This window comes from Pseudomonas sp. Lz4W (assembly GCF_000346225.2).
Classification (GTDB): domain Bacteria; phylum Pseudomonadota; class Gammaproteobacteria; order Pseudomonadales; family Pseudomonadaceae; genus Aquipseudomonas; species Aquipseudomonas paraversuta.
This window is the reverse complement of the sequence record NZ_CP017432.1, coordinates 610,607-632,263: the sequence shown is the minus strand read 5'-3', so window position 1 is coordinate 632,263 and position 21,657 is coordinate 610,607. Positions and strand designations below refer to the sequence as shown.

Sequence of the window (21,657 nt, the reverse complement as noted above, 5' to 3'; positions counted from 1 at the left end):
CCAGTGAAGCACGCATGACCATCATCACAAGGGGTATAAGCGTCTAAAGTCCGGCGCTTTTGCCCTCAGGCCCCTGCAGCAACCACTCTGACATCAGGTGCTGCACGTCTTCATAACGCACGGGCTTGATCAGGTAGTCAGTGATGCCATCGACCTGCTGCAGCGCTTGCCGGGCCTCGGTTTCAGATTCAAACAGCGCCAGTACCGGCAGCTTCGCACAGGCCGCCAGGGTCAGCAGCTGGCCGCCCATCGACGTCCCCGAGACCAGGTTCAACGGGCATCCCAGCACCACGGCATCTACCCGTTCGCGACGCAGAACATCGATTGCCTCCCCGCCACTGTCGACACTCAGCACCCGATAACCCAGCTTGAGCAGCATGCCGCGCAGTACTACCTGGCCGGGGCTGCTGTCCTCCACCAGCAAGACCACGCACTCGTTCGGGGTTCGGCTCAGGCCCTCAGCCTGCTGCGTGCTCTCAAGCGGCGATTCAAGCTCCAGCAACAGCTGGAACTGCGAACCCTGGCCCGGTTGCGAGTGATGGGTCAGGCGCCCGCCCAGCAGTTCCACCAAACGCCGACAGATCGCCAGACCGATACCCAGACCACCGTAGCTGCGGGTCATGGAGCCATCGACCTGGAAGAAGTTCTGGTACAGCTCGGCCTCTTCAATGTGGACAAAGCCGATTCCGCTGTCGATCACATTCAAGGCCAGCGCCCAGCGTCCCGGCCCTGCGGTTTTGCCGGTGACCCGTAGAATCACCCCGCCGACGCGAGTGAACTTGATGGCGTTATCCAGCAGGCACTCCAGACACTGACGAATCTTGTCGACATCGCCGACCCATTGATCGGGCAGGTTGCGCGCTATCTCATAGGAAAATTGCAGCCCCTTGTTGCGTGCAGTCGGCCCGTACTGATCGCTCAGGCTCTGCACCAGCTCGCTCAAAGCAAAGGACTGCGCGCGCATGCCAAGCCGGCCGGCCTGCAGCTCTGTGAGGGCCAGGATGCCATTGACCATATGCATCATTTCTCGCGCCGAGCCCTCGGCAGTCTGGGTGTAGAGTTCAAGCTCAGGGCCCATGTCCAGGGTTTTGATCAACTCCAGAGAGCCGATCACACCGTTCATTGGCGTGCGCAATTCATGGGTGACGGTTGCCAGAAACTCATCTTTAAGCTGGTTGGTGTGGGCCAGTTGCTGGTTCATCGCGGCCAGTTTCTGCCCGGACTCTTGCAACGTCCGCGCCTGCAAGTCACGCATGGCATTGATCCGGTCCGCGAGCGCCAGCGACAACAGGCCGACCTCGATGGCCGAGCCGATCTGGCTGGCATACATGGTCAGGAATACATTGGGCAGATAGCCCAGCACCATCAGGGTATTGACCAGACCGCCGAGCAAAAAGGCCGACCAGGCGATCACAAAGTAGCGCGCCACCCGCAAGCCGCGCACCCAGGCCACGACGCCGGAGGTGAAGATCGTGACGATGAATGCCAGGGCCAGGCCGGTTGCCAGGCGCAACGACACGGCATAGCTGGTGGTCAGGGCCAGCACCATGACCAGTACGCCCACGGCCATCAGCAACATCAGGGCACGGTCCAGCCAGCGGCTGTGGGAGGCGGTGTGTAAAAAGGTGCGGGCGAACTGGCAACCGAAAAATGCCGCCGAGCCAATCAAAAATGGCGTGGCGGCATTGGCCCACCACGGATTGTTCGGCCAGAAGTACTGCACCGCCGCGCCGTTGACGGACAGTTGGTACAAACCGAACGAGGCGATATAGAAAATGTAATAGAGGTAGCTGGTGTCCCGCACACTGAGGTAGATAAACAGGTTGTAGACCAGCATCCCCAGCAATACGCCGTAAATCAGGCCCAGGATATAAATCCGTACCGGCTGCTGTTCGAGGTATGCCTGCGCCGACCACAGCGTCAGCGGCGCCTGGACCGAGCCCTGGCTGGCCAGACGCAAATACACGGTCTGGCTTTGCCCCGGGCTGAAGTTGAGCTCAAAGAGGTAATTGTTTTCTTTTATCTGTCGGCTGTCGAAAGGCAGTGCATCGCCGGTGCGCTCGGCCAGGCGATAGTTGCCTGAAGCGTCGGCCAGATACAGATCAATGTGATCCATTGGCGGGTAGGCCAGTTCCAGCAGCCAGGTGCGATGGATGTTCGGGTTCTGCGGCAGGTAGCTCAAGTCCACCTTGAGCCAGAAAGCCGAGTGCGAGTAGCCCGCATTCAACGAGTCTTTCTCATGGTTGCGGAACAGACCGTCCCGGGCGATAACATCTGCCAGCGTCGCCTGACCGTCAACGTCTTCGAATACTTGCATTACCCGGCCCAAGGGCAGGCTCTGGGTGGTTTCATCGAAGTCCACTGCGCTGACCAGCATCGGTAGCCAGCCCAATAACATCACGAACAAATAGCGCATACAGCCCCAGCGGTAGCCCCCGGTGACGTGCGCAAGCTCCTGTTCCCTTGGAGAGCACGTCGACCCGACGACCTGTTATTAATTTGACGTCACTCTAGCATAGCCATTAGTGGCAGATGCACATCACCGTAAAATTATGAGAGAAGGCTCTATTACGGCCATTACAGAGGACATGGCGCGATTTATCCGGATGTTTTTACCAGCAAATGAAATCTGCTGGCTGCCAGATGACCGACGCGGAGCAAGCCGCCCCAAAAAAGCGTTTGGTGGTAAGCTCGCGCACCATGAATATCTACAGTTCTCGCCCCGTTGTCCTCTGTCTCTCCGGCCATGACCCCAGTGGGGGTGCCGGCTTGCAGGCAGATATCGAAGCCCTGCTGGTTCAAGGTTGTCATGCCGCTCCCGTGGTCACCGCCCTGACTGTGCAGAATACCGTCAATGTCAGCGATTTCCGCGTGCTGGATCGCGAGTGGGTACTGGCCCAGGCCAATGCCGTGCTCAGTGACTCCACGGTTGCGGCCGTCAAGCTGGGCATGCTCGGCTCACTGGAAATGGTCGACACCGTGGTCGAACTGCTTCAGGCCCACCCGCACTTGCCGATGGTCTGTGACCCGGTGCTGCGGGCCGGCGGTGGCGGACGACTGGGCAAGGACGAAGTGGGCTATGCCATGCGCGAGCGACTGCTGCCATTGGCCACCATCGCCACGCCGAACCTCCCCGAAGCCCGCATCCTCGCCGAACTGCCCGACGGCAGCGCCGATGAATGCGCCGAAAAGCTGCTGCCCTTTTGCCAGCACCTGCTCATCACCGGCGGACACGGCGATGAACACGAAGTCCATAACCGCCTCTACAGCCGCGACGGCAGCCGTCACACCTTTACCTGCCATCGCTTACCTGGCAGCTATCACGGCTCGGGCTGCACCCTGGCCAGCACCCTGGCCGGGCGCCTGGCCATCGGCGAAAATCTGGTCAGCGCAGTAGAAACCGCACTCAATTACACGTGGCGCACGTTGCGTGATGCCGAGCAGCTGGGGCAGGGACAGTTTGTCCCGCGTCGCTTGCCGCTGGACTTCTGTTCGTAACCATGAGGCTCGACCTATGACCCTGCGCGGCCTGTATGCAATCACTGACAGCCAGCTGCTGGCTGGCAAGCTGCTGCCTTTTGTCGAGGCGGCCCTCGATGGCGGCCTGACGCTGTTGCAATATCGCGACAAAAGCAGCGACGACGCCCGCCGCCTTCGCGAAGCCGAGGCCTTGCGCACTTTGTGTGAGCGCTACAAGGCGCACCTGGTCATCAATGATGATGCCGAGCTGGCGGCGCGCCTTGGCGTCGGCGTGCACCTCGGACAGACCGATGGCCCGCTGACACCCGCCCGCGCCCTGCTGGGCCGACAGGCGATCATTGGCGCCACTTGCCACAGTCAGGTTGAACTGGCCGAGCAGGCCGCCGGGGAAGGCGCGAGTTATGTCGCCTTCGGCCGCTTCTTCAATTCCAGCACCAAACCCGGGGCTCCCACCGCGACCCTGGACGTGCTTGATCAGGCACGCTCGCGACTGGCCCTGCCGATTTGTGTGATTGGCGGCATCACCCTGGATAACGCAGCGCCATTGGTGGAACACGGCGCCAATTTGCTGGCAGTGGTACACGGCCTGTTTGGTGCTGACAGCACCCGGGAAGTGACCCGCCGCGCTCGCGCCTTCAACGCTTTGCTACGCATTTAAATACCGAATCCTGATTCAGAGAGAGCCCATCATGTCTCGTTCCGAAACCCTGTTTGCCAACGCCCAAAAACACATTCCGGGCGGCGTTAACTCGCCTGTCCGTGCATTCAAAAGCGTGGGCGGCACTCCGTTGTTCTTCAAGCACGCCGAAGGCGCCTACGTCACCGACGAAGACAACAAGCGCTACGTGGATTACGTCGGCTCGTGGGGCCCGATGATTCTGGGCCACAGCCACCCGGACGTGCTGGATGCGGTACGGGCGCAACTGGAGCACGGTTTGTCCTACGGCGCTCCGACGGCCATGGAAACCGAAATGGCCGATCTGGTGTGCTCGATTGTGCCGTCGATGGAAATGGTGCGCATGGTCAGCTCCGGCACCGAAGCCACCATGAGTGCCATTCGTCTGGCCCGTGGCTTTACCGGTCGCGACAACATTCTCAAGTTTGAAGGCTGCTATCACGGGCACTCGGACAGCTTGCTGGTCAAGGCCGGTTCCGGCGCACTGACCCAAGGCGTACCGAGTTCGGCCGGGGTTCCTGCAGACTTCGCCAAACACACCCTGACCACTGCCTTCAACGATATCGACGCGGTTGAACAGCTGCTGAGCGAAGTCGGCGACACCGTGGCCTGCATCATTGTCGAGCCGGTGGCCGGCAACATGAACTGCGTGCCACCTGCTCCGGGCTTCCTGCAAGGTTTGCGCAGCCTGTGTGACAAACACGGCGTGGTATTGATTTTTGACGAAGTGATGACCGGTTTCCGCGTCGCCCTGGGCGGTGCCCAAGCCCATTACGGCGTAACCCCGGACCTGAGCACCTTTGGCAAAATCATTGGTGGCGGCATGCCAGTAGGCTGCTTCGGCGGCAAACGCGAAATCATGCAGCACATCGCGCCACTGGGCCCGGTGTACCAGGCCGGCACCCTGTCCGGAAACCCGCTGGCCATGGCTGCGGGCCTGACCACGCTGCGCCTGATCAGCCGTCCGGGCTTCCACGCCGAGCTGAGCGACTACACCACCCGCCTGCTCGACGGCTTGCAGCAACGTGCCGATGCCGCCGGCATTCCATTTGTTACAACCCAGGCCGGAGGCATGTTTGGCCTGTACTTCAGCAGCGCCGATGACATCGTCACCTTCGAAGACGTCATGGCCAGCGATGCCGACCTGTTCAAACGCTTCTTCCACCTGATGCTCGAAGGGGGCGTGTACCTGGCGCCGAGTGCCTTTGAAGCAGGTTTCACCTCGATCGCCCATGGCGATGCCGAGTTGCAACTGACACTGGATGCTGCGGAACGCGCATTTGCCGCGCTGAAGTAACCCGCAAAACCGGCAGGGTTTAGCCCCTTGCCGGTTTTTTATCCCGGTTATGGCTCATTCGTTTATGCCGCCTGTCCAAAATCGTCTTAAATCAATGGATATCGCGCTCAGGCAGCAGAAAAACGAGTAAAGACTTTGTAAGGTTGCCTCCGCTTATTTCATAATGCGCGCCTATACATCCCATGGCCGGGCTTGCCCGCCTTTCAGAGGTACGTCGATTCCCATGAACCGCACCGGCCGCGCCCTTGCTCTGGGCTGCCTGTTGCTCCTACAGCCGCTGCTTGTCCAGGCAGGCGGTAACTCGTTGTTGATCCCAGCAATGGGTCGCTGCACCCTGAATACTCAACCAGAAGACCTGGCTGAGGCATTGGCTGCATGCGAAGCTGCGGCAAAAGACGGGGATGCAGAAGCCGAATACGAGTTAGGCGAGTTCTATTACGACGGTAAAAACACCCCGCGCGACCTCAACAAGGCTCTGAGCTACTTCGAGCAAGCGTCGCTGCAAGGCCACGCCATGGCCCAGTTCCAGCTCGGCACCATGTTCTACAAGGGCGAAGGCGTACCGGCCAATAACATTCAGGCGTATATCGTGCTGAAAATGGCGGCCGTCAATGGCGCCGAAGATGCACTGGACACTGCCGACCTGGTGGCGGAGCAAATGCCCCGCGACCAACTCGAAACCGCGACCCAGGTGCTGGGACAGATTTTCCGCAAGTACTTGCTGGAACTGCAATCGGCGGACGGACGCTCGCCGTTCTCACCGCTACCCTGACCTGCCCGCAACACTCCAGGGCCGGCACAGGTTCCTGAGCCCTACTTCTCCGGCATCGGAAACGGAAACGGCATCACGTTGCTCATGCCACGTGCTTCGCTGATCTTTGGCGTACCCAGGCGCTCAACCTCGTCGATGCGCACAATCGAGTGCATTGGCACAAAGCTGCGCACAACACCTTCAAACTGAGCCTTGAGCTTTTCTTCGCTCGGATCGACGACCATTTGCGTACGCTCCCCGAAGACGAATTCCTCTACTTCCAGGAAACCCCACAGATCACTTTGATAGATCTGCTTGGCGTACATTTCGAACACCTGGCCCTGGTTGAGGAAAATCACCTTGTAGATTGGAGCTTCACGTTTGGTCATGGTGGGCGGGTAAACATCTAAGGATAAAAAAGAGGGCGCAAACTATAGCATAGCCACCCTAGGAAGCAGCGGCCATGCCCCCTATAATGTGCGGTTCTTTGAATCACTTGATGAACACCCATGGCCAAGAAGCTTTACATCGAAACCCACGGTTGCCAGATGAATGAGTACGACAGCTCGCGCATGGTCGACCTGCTGGGTGAACATCAGGCCCTGGAAGTCACAGCGCGCGCTGAAGACGCTGATGTCATCCTGCTTAACACCTGCTCGATCCGGGAACGGGCCCAGGACCGCGTGTATTCGCAGCTGGGCCGCTGGCGCGAGTTGAAACTGGCCAATCCCGACATGGTGATTGCCGTGGGCGGTTGTGTCGCCAGCCAGGAAGGCGCGGCGATCCGTGATCGCGCCCCCTATGTCGACGTGGTTTTCGGCCCGCAGACCTTGCACCGCCTGCCTGAAATGATCGACGCCGCACGCCTCACCAAGCTGCCGCAGGTCGATGTTTCGTTCCCGGAAATAGAAAAGTTTGACCACCTGCCGGAGCCCCGCATCGACGGCCCGAGCGCCTACGTCTCGGTGATGGAAGGCTGCAGCAAGTACTGCACGTTCTGTGTGGTGCCCTACACCCGCGGCGAAGAAGTCAGCCGCCCGTTCGACGACGTGCTGGCCGAAGTCCTGCACCTGGCTGAAAACGGCGTACGTGAAGTGACCCTGCTGGGTCAGAACGTTAATGGCTATCGCGGCCTGACCGAAGGCGGCCGCCTGGCGGACCTTGCCGAACTGATTCGCGTAGTGGCGGCGATCGACGGCATCGAGCGCATTCGTTACACCACCTCGCACCCGCTGGAGTTCTCCGACAGCCTGATCCAGGCCCACGCCGAGGTACCGGAACTGGTGAAACACCTGCACTTGCCGGTGCAGTCGGGATCGGACCGCATTCTCTCTGCGATGAAGCGCAACCATACGGCGCTGGAGTACAAGTCCAAGCTGCGCAAGTTACGCGCTGCGGTACCGGGCATCTGCATCAGCTCTGACTTTATTGTCGGCTTCCCCGGCGAAACCGAAAAAGACTTCGAACAGACCATGAAGCTGATCGAAGACGTCGGCTTCGACTTCTCTTACTCCTTTGTCTATAGCCAGCGCCCCGGCACTCCGGCGGCTGACCTGGCTGACGAGACGCCGGAGGAGCGTAAAAAAGAGCGTCTGAACGCGCTGCAGCATCGCCTGAATCAGCAGGGTTTCGAGATCAGCCGACAGATGGTGGGTTCAACCCAGCGGATCCTGGTCACCGACTACTCGAAGAAAGACCCCGGTGAACTGCAAGGCCGAACCGAGAACAACCGTATCGTCAACTTCCGCTGCGACAACCCGCAACTGATCGGGCAATTTGCCGACGTACACATCGATGCCGCCCAGCCGCACTCGCTGCGGGGCTCGCTGCTGAATTAAGCAACCCTTCCATATTGCAGGAGCGAGCTGCTGGCTTTCAAAAGCTCGCAAGCAAGCTCGCTCCTGCAGTGAAGGTCAAACATTTAGCGAAGTCCTTTCGTACGAGGTCTGCTAGCGTTATCCTTCAACTCATCTCAATTGCCTAAGGGCGGCTAAATACGACCTTGAACGCACCCATCGAACCACATCGTTTTCTCCTTGAGCCTTTTGAGGCTCGCCGCTTCGCCAATCTGTGCGGACAATTCGACGAGCATTTGCGCTTGATCGAACAACGTCTCACGATCGAAATCCGCAATCGCGGCAATCAATTCGAATTGATCGGCGACCCCAAACTGACCTCCTCCGCAGAAAACCTGCTGCGCCGCCTGTACCGCGAAACCAAGGCTTCCGAGCTTTCGCCGGACATGGTGCATCTGTTCCTGCAAGAATCAGCAGTAGAAGACCTGGACAGCAACCCGGTGGCTGAAGCCAGCATCGCTTTGCGCACCAAAAAGGGCATGATTCGCCCTCGCGGCATCAACCAGCAGCGCTACGTCAAAGAAATCCTGGGCAACGACATCAACTTCGGCATTGGCCCGGCCGGTACCGGCAAGACCTACCTGGCCGTGGCCTGTGCCGTGGATGCTCTGGAGCGCGAGCAAATCCGCCGCATCCTGCTGGTGCGCCCGGCGGTCGAAGCGGGCGAAAAGCTCGGCTTCCTGCCCGGCGACCTGTCGCAAAAAATCGACCCGTATCTGCGCCCGTTGTATGACGCGCTGTACGAGATGCTGGGCTTTGAATATGTGGCCAAGCTGATCGAACGCCAGGTCATTGAAGTGGCGCCCCTAGCCTATATGCGCGGTCGCACGCTGAACAACAGCTTCATCATTCTCGACGAAAGCCAGAACACCACCGTCGAGCAAATGAAAATGTTCCTGACCCGTATCGGCTTCGGCTCTACCGCCGTGATCACCGGTGACATCACCCAGATTGACCTGCCAAAAGGCACCAAGTCCGGGCTCAACCATGTCATCGAAGTGCTCAAGGATGTACCGGGCATCAGTTTCACCCACTTCCAGTCCAAAGATGTCGTGCGCCATCCTCTGGTGCAGCGCATCGTAGAAGCCTACGGGCGCTATGAACAGGAAGCTGCAGACAAGCTGGCCGCACTGCCCGCTGCAAAGGATTACCGCCGCGATGCTTGAGCTTGACCTGCAACGGGCCACTGATGCGCCTGCCCCCGACGAAGCCCGGTTCCGCCAATGGTGCGAACTGGCTTTGCGCCAACGTACTGCCGACTCGGAAATGACCATTCGCCTGGTCGACGAAGCCGAAGGCCGTGAACTCAATCGCACCTGGCGCCAGAAAGACTACGCAACCAACGTTCTGTCCTTCCCGGCCGACGTGCCAGACGAATTCCTGGATATTCCGTTACTCGGTGATCTGGTGATTTGTGTTGCGGTGGTTGAGCGCGAAGCGGCAGAGCAAGGCAAGGCGCTGGACGCCCACTGGGCTCACCTGGTGATTCACGGCTGCTTGCATCTTCTGGGTTACGACCATATAGAAGATGAAGAAGCCGAAGAGATGGAAGCGCTGGAACGAACGTTGCTTGCAGAGCTGGGTCACCCTGACCCCTATGCAGACGACGAAGCTGATTAACACCCACTAAAACTACCAAGGGATACGAGTAAATCGCTATGAGCGAAGACCGATCGAGCAACGGGCAAAAGTCATGGTTAGGTAAACTGACCCAGGCCTTTGCCCATGAGCCGAAAAACCGCCAGGAGCTGCTTGAGCTGCTGCGCGAAGCACACCAGAACAAACTGCTGGACAGTGAAGCACTGGCCATCGTCGAAGGCGCCATCCAGGTGGCTGACCTGCAGGTACGGGACATCATGGTTCCGCGCTCGCAGATGATCAGCATCAAGGCGACCCAGACACCCCGCGAGTTTCTCCCGGCGATCATCGATGCGGCGCACTCGCGCTACCCGGTGATCGGCGAAAGTCACGACGACGTCCTGGGCGTCCTCCTGGCCAAAGACCTGCTGCCGCTGATCCTTCAAGAGAACGGCGACAAGTACAACATCAAGGATTTGCTGCGTCCGGCGACCTTTGTCCCTGAGTCCAAGCGCCTTAACGTACTGTTGCGCGAGTTCCGCGCCAACCATAACCACATGGCCATCGTGATTGACGAATACGGCGGTGTGGCCGGTCTGGTGACGATTGAAGACGTGCTGGAGCAAATCGTCGGCGATATCGAAGACGAGCACGATGTTGAAGAAGACAGCTATATCAAACCGCTGCCCAGCGGCGACTTCCTGATCAAGGCCCTGACCCCCATCGAGAACTTCAACGAGTTCTTCGACAGCGAATTCTCCGACGATGAATTCGATACCGTGGGCGGCCTGGTCATGAGTGCATTCGGGCACTTGCCAAAACGCAACGAAATCACTGAAATAGGTCCTTACCGCTTCCGCATCCTGAATGCTGACAGCCGCCGGATTCATTTGATTCGTCTGACGCCTATTGCCCGCTAAACCCAAACCCTAAGGATTGAAATGCGCTGGATAACACCCCCCGGCTGGCCCGGTAACTTGCTGGCCGTGGTGGCCGGCGCACTGACAACCCTGGCGTTGGCCCCCTTCGATATCTGGCCACTGGCACTGGTAGCCCTGGCCTTGTTCTATCTCGGTCTGCGCGACCTGTCGCCAAAACAGGCGCTGGGCCGTGGCTGGTGTTATGGCTTTGGCCTCTTCGGCGCCGGCACCAGCTGGATTTACTACAGCATTCACCACTTTGGTGGCGCATCCGTGCTGCTGGCGGGACTGTTGATGCTGGCCTTTACGGCGGCAATTGCCTGGTTCTTCGCCCTGCCAGCCTGGATCTGGGCACGCTGGATCCGGCGCAATGAAGCTCCACTGGCGGACACGCTGGCGTTTGCGGCGCTGTGGGTGGTCCAGGAAGCCTTTCGCGGCTGGTTCCTCACCGGTTTCCCCTGGCTCTATTCGGGTTACAGCCAACTTGACGGACCTCTGGCCGGGCTTGCCCCGCTGGGAGGCATGTGGCTGATTTCCTTCACTCTGGCACTGACCGCAGCCTTGTTGTGCAACCTGCCACGCCTGATCAAGGCCAAAAACAAAGCCTTTGTGGTTGCCGGCGCCGCGCTGCTGATCGGTCCGTGGGGCATCGGCATGGCGCTCAAGCATCACGCCTGGACCAGCCCCTCGGGTGACCCGCTAAGTGTTGCGGCGATTCAGGGCAACATCGAACAAAGCATGAAATGGGACCCGGCACAGCTTGATGCACAGCTGGCGCTGTACCGCGACATGACATTCAGCTCTAAACGGGCCGACCTGATTATCTGGCCAGAAACAGCGGTCCCGGTGCTCAAGGAGAACGCCGAAGGCTTCCTGAGCATGATGAGCCGCTTTGCTGCCGAGCGGAATTCAGCGCTGATTACCGGCGTGCCGATTCGCCAGGAAGTGCGCCATGAATCGCGCTATTTCAATGGCATCACCGCCGTTGGCGAGGGGGATGGCAGCTATCTGAAGCAGAAGCTGGTGCCGTTTGGCGAATACGTTCCGCTTCAGGACGTGCTGCGCGGGGTCATTGCGTTCTTTGATCTGCCGATGTCCGACTTTGCTCGGGGCCCGGCCGACCAGGCCATGCTGCAAGCCAAGGGCTATCAGATCGCGCCGCTGATTTGCTATGAAGTGGTGTACCCGGAATTCGTGGCCGGCCTTGCCGCCCAGAGCGATATTTTGTTGACCATCAGCAACGACACCTGGTTCGGCACCTCTATTGGCCCGCTGCAACATCTGCAGATGGCGCAAATGCGCGCGCTTGAAGCCGGGCGCTGGATGATTCGGGCAACCAACAATGGTGTCACTGCACTTATTGACCCGAACGGGCAAATCACCACACAAATTCCGCAATTCGAGCGCGGCATCATGTACGGCGAAGTGGTGCCGATGCACAACCTCACGCCTTATCTGCAATGGCGCTCATGGCCACTGATCATTTTGTGCGGCCTGTTGTTAGGCTGGGCACTGATCACCAGCCGGATTGCCAAGACGGTGTGATGCGCATGCACAGCTAAAAGGAATATTGTGGGAGCCGGCTTGTCAGCGATGGACTCGCCACAGCCAGCAGGATAAATCGAACTTCCTGCACGCTGCCAAGCCAGCTCCTACAAAAAAGCACTGTGCAGTCAGCGATACAACCAGGGGTAGGCAATCTGCCCCACCGCTTCATTAAGCAACAGCCCGGACTGCCAGAACGATTTGTACTCTGGCACCCAGCCACCCAGCGGTCTCTCGCTATCAGCGCTGAAGAAACCGACCGGGGCCGGCACTACCTCAAACCCTGCCTGTTGAAAACTCCACACCGAACGCGGCATATGCCAGGCCTGGGTGACCACCACTACCCGCTTGATGCCTTGCGCCAGAAGGATGTCGGCCGTCATCTGTGCGTTTTCCCACGTGGTCCGGCTTTGCTCTTCCTTCCAGCGTACTTGCACCCCGAAATCATCGCGCAACGAGTCCGCCATCATCTGTGCCTCACTGGGCGGTGTGCCGTAATGCAGGCCACCCGTGGTCAATACCGGCAAACCCGAAGCCTTGGCCAGCCGGGCGGCATAACGCTGGCGCTCCAGGCCCATTGCCGTGGGCTGGTCGCTGCCCCATGCAGGGTCACCCCGCTCGCGTCCGGAGCCGAGCACCACAATGGCATCCGCACGCCCGGCCAGGGTCGACCATTCGCTGGGGGCCAATGCCGGCTCACGTTCGATCGCGCGGGCGCCCCATTGCACGACCACCGGCAAACTCATCAGCCACAAACCGCCTACCCCCAATGCAAACAGCACGGCGGCCAGCCGCGGACGGGTGCTACGTAGCCACCAGGCGAGCAGCAACAACAGCAAGAGAATTCCGGGGGGTAAAAGAAGTTGTTTAACGAAATATCGAATAGGCATCGGGCATCTCCACAGATGCCCGAAGCCTAAGGGGGTTAAAGCGACGCATCAACAGGGCAGGTCAAAAACTCAAACACCTGTTACGTCATACCGAGGGTACCTGTGTCGTGACACAGTTTGCATCATGGGCCGGCCGAAACGCCGAGTGCCCCTATACTCCCTGTACCCTGTCCTTCAGCCAGATGACCTTGGCCTTGGGGCGGGTATCCCGTTCGTTCATGCTGCCTTGCGAGCGTCCATCAGCCTCACGCCCGATCCGGTTCAAATAGACGTTGATCAACTCCAACTCGGCACGACTCAAACCACGCAGTTCCAGCTCGACAGGACGTTCGTCTCGTAATCGAACTGCCGTGTTTGCTGAATCAAGAGCCACACTCAAACGATCAATCAGCCGCTCATACACCTGCGTTTTTATAGCTTTGCGTTGCGTCTCTGCCATCCGTTCACCTCATTAAGGAAATAGTTCTTCCCCTCGCAGAGTTTAGCTGCGCTTCAAAAACCAGCGTGCTGCTGCGACCAACGGAGTGATGAGGCAATCAGGGTTTCCCTCGATAGAGTGGGGTCATGTATGCTACGGGACTTCCTGTAACCCCTGCTCCAACCTGACCGGGCAACACAATAGCCGGTATAAGTTGAAGAGGATTAGGCCACCCTTTATTAGTACAAGTAGCCATGCACGAACAATATCAGCCCCGTGAAATAGAAGCCGCCGCCCAATCATTCTGGGACAACCAAAAGTCCTTCGAAGTCAGCGAAGATCTAGGCAAGGAAACCTACTACTGCCTATCGATGTTCCCGTACCCAAGCGGCAAGCTACACATGGGGCATGTGCGTAACTACACCATCGGTGACGTGATCTCCCGTTACCAGCGCATGCTTGGCAAAAACGTCCTGCAGCCCATGGGCTGGGACGCCTTCGGCATGCCTGCCGAAAACGCCGCGATGAAGAACAACGTCGCGCCGGCCAAGTGGACCTACGAAAACATTGCCTACATGAAAACCCAGCTGCGCAGTCTCGGCCTGGCTGTGGACTGGTCCCGGGAAATCACTACCTGCAAGCCCGATTACTACCGCTGGGAACAATGGCTGTTCACTCGCCTGTTCGAAAAAGGCGTGATCTATCGTAAAAACGGCACCGTGAACTGGGACCCGGTTGACCAGACCGTTCTGGCCAACGAGCAAGTGATCGACGGCCGCGGCTGGCGTTCCGGCGCGGTGATCGAGAAGCGCGAAATCCCGATGTACTACTTCAAGATCACTGCCTACGCAGATGAACTGCTTGAAGGCCTCGATGACATGCCCGGCTGGCCGGAGCAGGTCAAAACCATGCAGCGCAACTGGATTGGCAAATCCCGCGGCATGGAAGTGCAGTTCCCCTACGACGTCGACTCCATCGGCGAAGCGGGTACGCTCAAAGTTTTCACCACCCGTCCAGACACCCTGATGGGCGCGACTTACGTGGCCGTGGCTGCCGAGCACCCGCTGGCGACCCAGGCTGCACAAGGCAATCCCGAGCTGCAAGCGTTCATCGCTGAATGCAAGGGCGGCAGTGTTGCCGAAGCCGACATGGCGACCCAGGAGAAAAAGGGCCTGCCAACCCCGCTGTTCGTCAAGCACCCGCTGACCGGTGAAAAGCTCCCGGTATGGGTCGCCAACTACGTATTGATGCATTACGGCGATGGCGCAGTCATGGCTGTTCCGGCACATGACGAGCGCGATTTCGAATTCGCCACCAAGTACAACTTGCCGATCAAGCCGGTTGTTCGCACCAGCGCTGGCGACGAGACACCGGCTCCGTGGCAAGCGGCTTATAACGAACACGGCCTCCTGATCAATTCCGGCGAATTCGACGGTCTGGACTTCCAGGCTGCATTCGACGCCATGGAAGCGGCCCTGACCGCCAAAGGCCTGGGTCAATCCCGCACCCAGTTCCGCCTGCGCGACTGGGGCATCAGCCGCCAACGTTACTGGGGCTGCCCGATCCCGATCGTGCACTGCGATACCTGCGGTGACGTTCCGGTACCACAAGACCAGTTGCCTGTCGTGCTGCCGGAAGACGTCGTGCCCGATGGCGCCGGCTCGCCATTGGCGCGCATGCCTGAGTTCTACGAGTGCAGCTGCCCTAAATGCGGCGCACCGGCCAAACGCGAAACCGACACGATGGACACCTTCGTCGAGTCGTCGTGGTACTACGCCCGCTACGCCTCGCCCCACTATGAAGGCGGCCTGGTTGAAAAGTCGGCGGCTGACCACTGGCTACCGGTTGATCAGTACATTGGCGGTATCGAACACGCCATCCTGCACCTGCTTTATGCACGCTTCTTCCACAAGCTGATGCGCGACGAAGGCCTGGTGAGCTCCAACGAGCCGTTCAAGAACCTGCTGACCCAGGGCATGGTGATCGCCGACACTTACTTCCGTACGCTGGACAACGGCGGCAAGGACTTCTTCAACCCTGACGACGTTGTCATCGAACGTGACGCCAAGGCCAAGATCATCGGCGCCACGCTGAAGAGCGACGGCCTGCCGGTGGAAATCGGCGGCACGCAGAAGATGTCCAAGTCGCTGAACAACGGCGTTGACCCGCAATCCATGATCGAACAATACGGCGCCGATACCTGCCGCCTGTTCATGATGTTTGCATCGCCGCCTGACGCCAGCCTGGAGTGGTCGGATTCGGGTGTTGAAGGTTCACACCGTTTCCTCAAGCGCGTATGGCGCCTGGCTCACGCCCACGTTGGCCAGGGCCTGCCGCAAGCACTGGACATCGCTACCCTGAACGACGGGCAAAAAGTAATCCGTCGCGCTATCCACCAGGCCATCAAGCAAGCCAGCCTGGATGTCGGTCAGCATCACAAATTCAACACTGCAGTCGCTCAGGTGATGACCGTGATGAACGTGCTCGAAAAAGCACCCCAAGCCACCGAACAGGATCGCGCCTTGCTGCAGGAAGGCCTTGAGACAGTTGCATTGGTACTGGCCCCCATCACGCCGCACATCAGCCATGAGCTGTGGAACCAGCTGGGCCACGCCGGTGCAGTCATCGACGCGCCATGGCCGACGCTGGACGAAAATGCACTGGTTCAAGACACCTTGCAGCTGGTTATCCAGGTCAATGGCAAATTGCGCGGTCATATCGAGATGCCGGCCGGCGCCAGCCGTGAAGACGTTGAGGCGGCTGCCCGCACCAACGAAAACGTGCTGCGCTTTACCGAAGGCCTGACGATCCGCAAAGTGATCGTTGTGCCAGGCAAACTGGTCAATATCGTCGCCAGCTAAATTGGAACAGGCGCCCGCCCCCAGTGCGGGCGCCCAATAAAACCTTCAGGGCCGCTCAGTCGGCCTATCTGGTTTCAAGGGGAGCTACACATGATCAAACGCAATTTGCTGGTGATGGGTCTCGCTGTTCTGTTGAGTGCCTGCGGCTTCCAGCTGCGCGGTACCGGCACCAATCAGCTGACAATCACCGAGCTTGATCTCACCGCGCGTAACGCTTACGGCGATACTGTGCGCGAGCTGCGCCAGACGCTGGAAAACAGCGGCGTTAAAATCACCGCCAGCGCACCTTACAAACTGATACTGACCAACGAACAAGAATCCCAGCGAGCAGCCAGCTACGCCGGTACCGGTAACTCGGTCGAATATGAACTGACGAACGTACTTAACTACGAGATTCAGGGTAATAACAATCTGGCATTGCTCAACAACAAGCTAGAAGTGCACAAGATTTACCTGCAGGACCCGAGCAACATCACCGGTTCCGCCCAGGAAGCGGCAATGGCTCGCAAGGAAATGCGCCGCGATCTCGTGCAACAAATGGTCCTGCGTCTTGAGCAACTGACACCAGAACGCCTGGCCGATCTGCAAAAGGTCGCTGACGAGAAGGCCCGGGCCGAGGCCGCAGCCCTCGACGCTGCACGCAAGGCTCAAGAGGCAACCCCTCAACAGTCGCCACTCGAACTGCAAAACCAGTAAGGCATACGGGGCGCTCAGGCGCCCCGCTATCTATCAAGCCCCTATGAAACTCGCCCCCGCCCAACTCGCCAAACACCTGCAAGGCAGCCTTGCCCCGGTCTACATCGTCAGCGGCGATGACCCGCTGCTGTGCCAGGAAGCGGCCGATGCCATTCGCAGCGCTGCACGCCAGCAAGGTTTCGATGAGCGCCAGGTTTTCAGCGCCGACGCCAGTTTTGACTGGGGTTCGTTGTTGCAAGCGGGCGCCAGCATGTCGCTGTTTGCCGAAAAGCGTCTGCTGGAACTACGCCTGCCTTCGGGCAAGCCCGGAGACAAAGGCGCAGCTGCCCTGATCGAATACTGCTCGCGCCCTGCCGAAGACACTTTATTGCTCGTCAGCCTGCCCAAGCTCGATGGCAGCGCACAGAAGACCAAATGGGGCAAAGCACTGATCGAGGGCCCACAAACCCAGTTCGTACAGATCTGGCCAGTGGATGCCAGTCAGTTGCCGCAATGGATTCGCCAGCGCTTGTCTCAGGCGGGCCTGTCCGCCAGCCAGGACGCTGTCGAACTGATTGCGGCACGGGTCGAAGGCAACCTGCTGGCAGCCGCGCAAGAAGTCGAAAAGCTCAAGCTGATGGCTGAAGAAGGCCAGATCACCGTCGAAACCGTACAGGCTGCAGTGGCTGACAGCGCGCGGTTTGATGTGTTTGGCCTGGTCGATGCCGTACTCAATGGCGAGGCAGCCCACGCCCTGCGCATGCTCGAAGGCCTGCGCGGCGAGGGTGTTGAGCCGCCGGTCATCTTGTGGGCACTGGCCCGCGAACTCCGGGTGCTGGCCAATATTGCGCTGCAATACAGCCAGGGCATCCCGCTGGACAAAGCCTTCAGCCAGGCCCGACCGCCCGTCTGGGACAAGCGCAAACCGTTGATGAGCAAAGCCCTGCAACGCTATTCAGCGCAACGCTGGGCACAACTGCTGATGGACGCGCAACGCATCGATGCACAAATCAAGGGGCAGGCAGGCGGGTCCGCCTGGAGCAGCCTGAGTCGATTAACACTGCTGATGTGTGGGCAACGACTGAATCTACCTGCGGAATAATCCTGCGGCAGCTGGCTTTGACGGTACTGGACAACGCAAAAAATCTGGCCGATGATTTGCGTCTGTTCAAACCAAGCGAGAGCAAATGCCATGAGCAAGCGCCCCAACAAGGCCAAATCCATCGTCGCCCAACCCTTGTTCCGCAGCCGCCAGGAACGCCCCGCCAAAGGCAAAGGCAGCTACCGCCGCGAAGCCTTCCAGTCGAGAGACCGGGAGGCTTTTTACTTTCTGGCTGCCTGACGGCGGGGATGATAAGGTCTGCATCTGTTTTGCATTACCTGGACCTGCGCATGCCCTTAAGTCATAAACGTGGTTGGCCGATGCGCCAACTGATCGCTGCTTCCAGCGTCATTCTTCTAGTCGCCTGCGCAGAAAAGCCCACCGCAGCCGATGCTCAGCCTCTGCCTGTCACACCCGCCGCTCCCGTGGCGACCCCTGGTGTGGCCATCGCCGACATGCCCGTCATTGCCCCCGCCCAAAGCTTCAGCGAGTGGCAAGCCAACTTCCGCGAGCAGGCACTCAAGGCCGGGATCCGCCCCGAGGTGTTCGATAACGCCTTTAGCGGCCTCACCCCCGACATGAGCGTGATCAAGGCCGACCGCAGCCAGCCCGAGTTCAGCCGTCCGGTGTGGGAATACCTCGATGGCGCGCTATCGCCGTTGCGCGTGCGTAATGGCCAGCGCCTGCTGGAACAAAACGCCGAACTGCTGAGCCAGATCGAGCAGCGTTATGGCGTTGATCGCCAGGCCCTGGTGTCGGTATGGGGCATGGAAAGCAACTTCGGTACGTTCCAGGGCAATAAGTCAGTGATTCGCTCACTGGCCACCCTGGCCTACGAAGGTCGCCGTCCGGAATTTGCGCAGAGCCAACTGATCGCCGCACTGAAGATCATCCAGGAAGGCGATGTAACCCCCGACAAGATGCTCGGCTCCTGGGCCGGCGCCATGGGCCAGACCCAGTTCATTCCGACCACCTATGAAACCCACGCAGTGGATTTCGATGGTGACGGCCGTCGGGATATCTGGAACAGCTCGGCGGATGCCCTGGCATCGACCGCCCACTATTTGCAGAGCTCCGGCTGGAAGCAAGGCCAGCCCTGGGGTTTTGAAGTCAGACTGCCCGCCGGTTTCGACTATGCACTGGCTGATGGCGCGATCAGAAAAAGCGTCGGCGAATGGCAGAAACTGGGCGTTTCACTGACAGGCAGCGCCACCTTGCCTGCCGGCTCCGAGCAGCTGAGTGCCACCCTGCTACTGCCTGCCGGTTACCGGGGCCCGGCCTTCCTGGTGCTGGATAACTTCCGCGCCATTCTGCGCTACAACAACTCATCGTCCTATGCACTGGCCGTGGGCCTGTTGTCCGAGCGCTTCAACGGCGGCGGGGTTATTTTGGGCGAGTGGCCAAAAGATGAGCGACCGCTGAGCCGTTCCGAGCGTGTCGAGCTGCAAACCCTGCTCAGCCAGCGCAACTACGATGCCGGCAATGCCGATGGCATCATTGGTGCCAACACCCGCAAAGCAATCCGCAGCGCACAGCAAGCCCTGGGCTGGCCGGCAGACGGCTACCCGAGTCACAAGTTGCTGGAGAGTTTGCGCCAGTAGGTGCGAAGGGGTAAGGGTCAGGTTACAACTGGCTGTTCGAGCACCAACTGCTGTTGGTCCGCATCCAGCCTGACCTGAGCCCCCAGTGGCAACGTCAGGTTTGGATTGCAATGCCCGCTGCGCCAGCCAGCCAGTACCGGTATGCCCAAAGGCCCCAGCTCCTGCTGGAGCAGCCGGTGCAGCGCCACGCTATCAACCCCGGCGAAATCCCCCACCAGAACACCACGCAGCCGATTCAGCTTACCTGCCAGACGCAAGTGCGTAAGCAGGCGATCGACCCGGTACAAAGGCTCGTTGACGTCTTCGATAAACAGAATGATGCCTTCATCGTCCAGCTCAAACGCTGAACCGATGGTGGCGCAGATCATCGACAGGTTGCCGCCCAGCAAGCGGCCGCTGGCACTGCCCGGGGCCAGGGTGGTCAGGGCAAAGGCTGGCGGATGCTCCAGGACGGGCGATCGCTGTCCGCTCAACATCTGCCATAAACCGGACTCGGTCGGCTCCAGCTTGTTACCCAGCAAATCGGCGTTCAGCATTGCCCCGTGAAAGGTCACGAAGCCTGCATAACGGGTGATCGCCAGATGCAGCGCGGTGATGTCGCTGTACCCCACAAAAGGCTTGGGGTTGCGGCGCAGCAACGCAAAATCGATACCTGCCAGCAGGCGCGGGCAGCCATAGCCACCGCGCAAACAGAAAATGGCATCAACACTTTCATCCGCAAACGCATCGTGCAAATCACGCAAGCGAACAGCGTCTGAACCTGCAAGATAGCCATCCTTTTCCCACACCCCCGGCAATACCCGAAGCTGATAGCCGCGTGCGGCCATCCATTGGGTGGCGAGTTCGAGATCCAGTTCGGCGGGACCTGCCGGGGCGATCAGGGCGATCACCCCGCCAGTGGGAAGCGCGGGCACCGCGCTGTGGGCCTTGTAAGACACCTGCGCGGTGAGCCGGCTATTCATGGAGTCAGGCGCCTACCAACATGGTCTTGACCAGCTTGGCCTGTTCGTCGGCGTGGTACGACGAACGTACCAGAGGGCCCGACGCCACGTTTTTGAAGCCCATTTTGTAGCCTTCTTCGGCAAACCAGGCGAATACGTCCGGGTGCACGAAACGCTGTACCGGCAAGTGGCTGCGCGACGGTTGCAGGTACTGGCCCAGGGTCAGCATGTCGATGTCGTGTTCGCGCATGCGCTTCATCACTTCAATGACTTCTTCGTCCGTCTCGCCCAGACCCAGCATCAGGCCGGATTTGGTCGGGATGTGCGGCATCATTTGCTTGAAGCGCTTCAGCAAGGTCAGCGACCACTGATAGTCAGAACCCGGACGTGCAGCCTTGTACAGGCGCGGCACGGTTTCGAGGTTATGGTTGAACACATCAGGCGGCTCGGCAGCAGTGATTTCCAGTGCCACGTCCATCCGGCCACGGTAATCGGGCACCAGGGTCTCGAGCAGCACGTTCGGCGACAACTTGCGGATTTCGCGGATGCAGTCGGCAAAGTGCTGGGCACCGCCATCACGCAGGTCGTCACGGTCCACCGAGGTGATCACCACGTACTTCAAGCCCAGGTCAGCGATGGCAATCGCCAGGCTTTGCGGTTCATTCACGTCCAGCGGCTTCGGCCGGCCGTGGCCAACGTCGCAGAACGGGCAGCGACGGGTGCAGATGTCACCCATGATCATGAAGGTCGCGGTACCACCCGAGAAGCATTCGCCCAGGTTCGGGCAGGATGCTTCTTCGCACACGCTGTGCAGCTTGTGCTTGCGCAGCAGCGCCTTGATGCGGTCGACCTCCGGCGAGACCGGGATGCGCACGCGAATCCAGTCCGGTTTCTTCGGCAGCTCGGTGGTCGGAATGATTTTTACCGGGATACGCGCAACCTTCTCGGCACCGCGCAATTTAACGCCGGTCTCGACCTTGGAACGGGCCTCGTTCGCACGGGCCACACGTTCTGAGATATCCAGCGTAGGGATCAGGGTTTGAACAGCGTCTTGCGCAGTAGTCAT

Annotated in this window: 20 protein-coding genes; 14 read left to right on the top strand and 6 right to left on the bottom strand. The window is 59.5% G+C overall.

The genetic code is table 11. The annotated features are described in order from the left end of the window. Positions 1–43: 43 nt before the first annotated feature. A complete protein-coding gene (locus B195_RS03065) occupies positions 44–2,416 on the bottom strand; it encodes a hybrid sensor histidine kinase/response regulator (RefSeq protein WP_003444126.1) in 2,373 nt (790 codons plus the stop codon). 284 nt (positions 2,417–2,700) lie between these two features. Here B195_RS03065 and B195_RS03060 point away from each other — a divergent pair, with 284 nt between their 5' ends. The 4 genes from B195_RS03060 to B195_RS03045 all read left to right on the top strand — a co-directional run bounded on the left by B195_RS03060 (position 2,701) and on the right by B195_RS03045 (position 6,225). Then, positions 2,701–3,498, top strand: a complete 798-nt coding sequence (locus tag B195_RS03060; protein ID WP_003444128.1) for a hydroxymethylpyrimidine/phosphomethylpyrimidine kinase — start codon at positions 2,701–2,703, stop codon at positions 3,496–3,498. Between the two features lie 16 nt (positions 3,499–3,514). Beyond that, positions 3,515–4,138, top strand: a complete 624-nt coding sequence (gene thiE, locus B195_RS03055; protein WP_003444135.1) for a thiamine phosphate synthase — start codon at positions 3,515–3,517, stop codon at positions 4,136–4,138. A gap of 31 nt (positions 4,139–4,169) precedes the next feature. Then, entirely contained in the window at positions 4,170–5,453 is a 1,284-nt protein-coding gene (gene hemL / locus B195_RS03050) for a glutamate-1-semialdehyde 2,1-aminomutase (protein ID WP_003444137.1), read from the top strand. A 223-nt stretch (positions 5,454–5,676) separates the two neighbouring features. Continuing rightward, positions 5,677–6,225 carry a tetratricopeptide repeat protein gene (locus B195_RS03045; RefSeq protein ID WP_003444140.1) on the top strand — a complete coding sequence of 183 codons (549 nt, stop codon included), beginning with the start codon at positions 5,677–5,679 and terminating at the stop codon, positions 6,223–6,225. Positions 6,226–6,266: 41 nt separating this feature from the next. Here B195_RS03045 and B195_RS03040 read toward each other — a convergent pair whose 3' ends face one another. Continuing rightward, positions 6,267–6,593, bottom strand: coding sequence for a DUF1820 family protein (locus B195_RS03040; protein ID WP_003444141.1), 327 nt, complete (start codon positions 6,591–6,593; stop codon positions 6,267–6,269). 120 nt (positions 6,594–6,713) lie between these two features. Here B195_RS03040 and miaB point away from each other — a divergent pair, with 120 nt between their 5' ends. The 5 genes from miaB to lnt all read left to right on the top strand — a co-directional run bounded on the left by miaB (position 6,714) and on the right by lnt (position 12,103). Next, the gene (gene miaB, locus B195_RS03035) at positions 6,714–8,042 is read left to right on the top strand and encodes a tRNA (N6-isopentenyl adenosine(37)-C2)-methylthiotransferase MiaB (protein WP_003444143.1); all 1,329 of its coding nucleotides are present in this window, start codon (positions 6,714–6,716) and stop codon (positions 8,040–8,042) included. Positions 8,043–8,206: 164 nt separating this feature from the next. After that, positions 8,207–9,226, top strand: coding sequence for a PhoH family protein (locus B195_RS03030; RefSeq protein ID WP_003444145.1), 1,020 nt, complete (start codon positions 8,207–8,209; stop codon positions 9,224–9,226). Beyond that, positions 9,219–9,680, top strand: a complete 462-nt coding sequence (gene ybeY, locus B195_RS03025; RefSeq protein ID WP_003444147.1) for an rRNA maturation RNase YbeY — start codon at positions 9,219–9,221, stop codon at positions 9,678–9,680. Before B195_RS03030 ends, ybeY begins: the two co-directional genes overlap by 8 nt. A gap of 38 nt (positions 9,681–9,718) precedes the next feature. Beyond that, positions 9,719–10,558: an HlyC/CorC family transporter gene (locus tag B195_RS03020; RefSeq protein ID WP_003444149.1), complete on the top strand. Its 840-nt coding sequence runs from the start codon at positions 9,719–9,721 to the stop codon at positions 10,556–10,558. Between the two features lie 21 nt (positions 10,559–10,579). After that, entirely contained in the window at positions 10,580–12,103 is a 1,524-nt protein-coding gene (gene lnt / locus B195_RS03015; RefSeq protein WP_003444151.1) for an apolipoprotein N-acyltransferase, read from the top strand. Positions 12,104–12,231: 128 nt separating this feature from the next. On the opposite strand, the gene B195_RS03010 is transcribed toward lnt, so the two are convergent. Both B195_RS03010 and B195_RS03005 read right to left on the bottom strand, forming a co-directional pair. After that, the gene (locus B195_RS03010; protein ID WP_003444153.1) at positions 12,232–12,993 is read right to left on the bottom strand and encodes a YdcF family protein; all 762 of its coding nucleotides are present in this window, start codon (positions 12,991–12,993) and stop codon (positions 12,232–12,234) included. Between the two features lie 151 nt (positions 12,994–13,144). After that, positions 13,145–13,432 carry a hypothetical protein gene (locus tag B195_RS03005; protein WP_003444155.1) on the bottom strand — a complete coding sequence of 96 codons (288 nt, stop codon included), beginning with the start codon at positions 13,430–13,432 and terminating at the stop codon, positions 13,145–13,147. Between the two features lie 233 nt (positions 13,433–13,665). Here B195_RS03005 and leuS point away from each other — a divergent pair, with 233 nt between their 5' ends. The 5 genes from leuS to B195_RS02980 all read left to right on the top strand — a co-directional run bounded on the left by leuS (position 13,666) and on the right by B195_RS02980 (position 19,650). Then, positions 13,666–16,272, top strand: coding sequence for a leucine--tRNA ligase (gene leuS, locus B195_RS03000; RefSeq protein ID WP_003444158.1), 2,607 nt, complete (start codon positions 13,666–13,668; stop codon positions 16,270–16,272). A gap of 90 nt (positions 16,273–16,362) precedes the next feature. After that, the gene (gene lptE / locus B195_RS02995; protein WP_003444161.1) at positions 16,363–16,968 is read left to right on the top strand and encodes an LPS assembly lipoprotein LptE; all 606 of its coding nucleotides are present in this window, start codon (positions 16,363–16,365) and stop codon (positions 16,966–16,968) included. Between the two features lie 43 nt (positions 16,969–17,011). After that, positions 17,012–18,049: a DNA polymerase III subunit delta gene (gene holA, locus B195_RS02990; protein WP_003444164.1), complete on the top strand. Its 1,038-nt coding sequence runs from the start codon at positions 17,012–17,014 to the stop codon at positions 18,047–18,049. Between the two features lie 90 nt (positions 18,050–18,139). Continuing rightward, complete coding sequence (gene arfA, locus B195_RS02985) at positions 18,140–18,289, top strand: alternative ribosome rescue factor ArfA (protein WP_003444166.1); 150 nt, start codon at positions 18,140–18,142, stop codon at positions 18,287–18,289. Positions 18,290–18,339: 50 nt separating this feature from the next. Beyond that, positions 18,340–19,650 (top strand): lytic murein transglycosylase, encoded by a 1,311-nt coding sequence (locus B195_RS02980; protein WP_003444168.1) that lies wholly within the window; start codon positions 18,340–18,342, stop codon positions 19,648–19,650. 17 nt (positions 19,651–19,667) lie between these two features. Here the strand turns inward: B195_RS02980 and B195_RS02975 are convergent, their stop codons facing one another. Both B195_RS02975 and lipA read right to left on the bottom strand, forming a co-directional pair. Continuing rightward, positions 19,668–20,612 carry an LD-carboxypeptidase gene (locus B195_RS02975; RefSeq protein ID WP_003444170.1) on the bottom strand — a complete coding sequence of 315 codons (945 nt, stop codon included), beginning with the start codon at positions 20,610–20,612 and terminating at the stop codon, positions 19,668–19,670. A gap of 4 nt (positions 20,613–20,616) precedes the next feature. Continuing rightward, entirely contained in the window at positions 20,617–21,657 is a 1,041-nt protein-coding gene (gene lipA, locus B195_RS02970) for a lipoyl synthase (RefSeq protein ID WP_003444173.1), read from the bottom strand.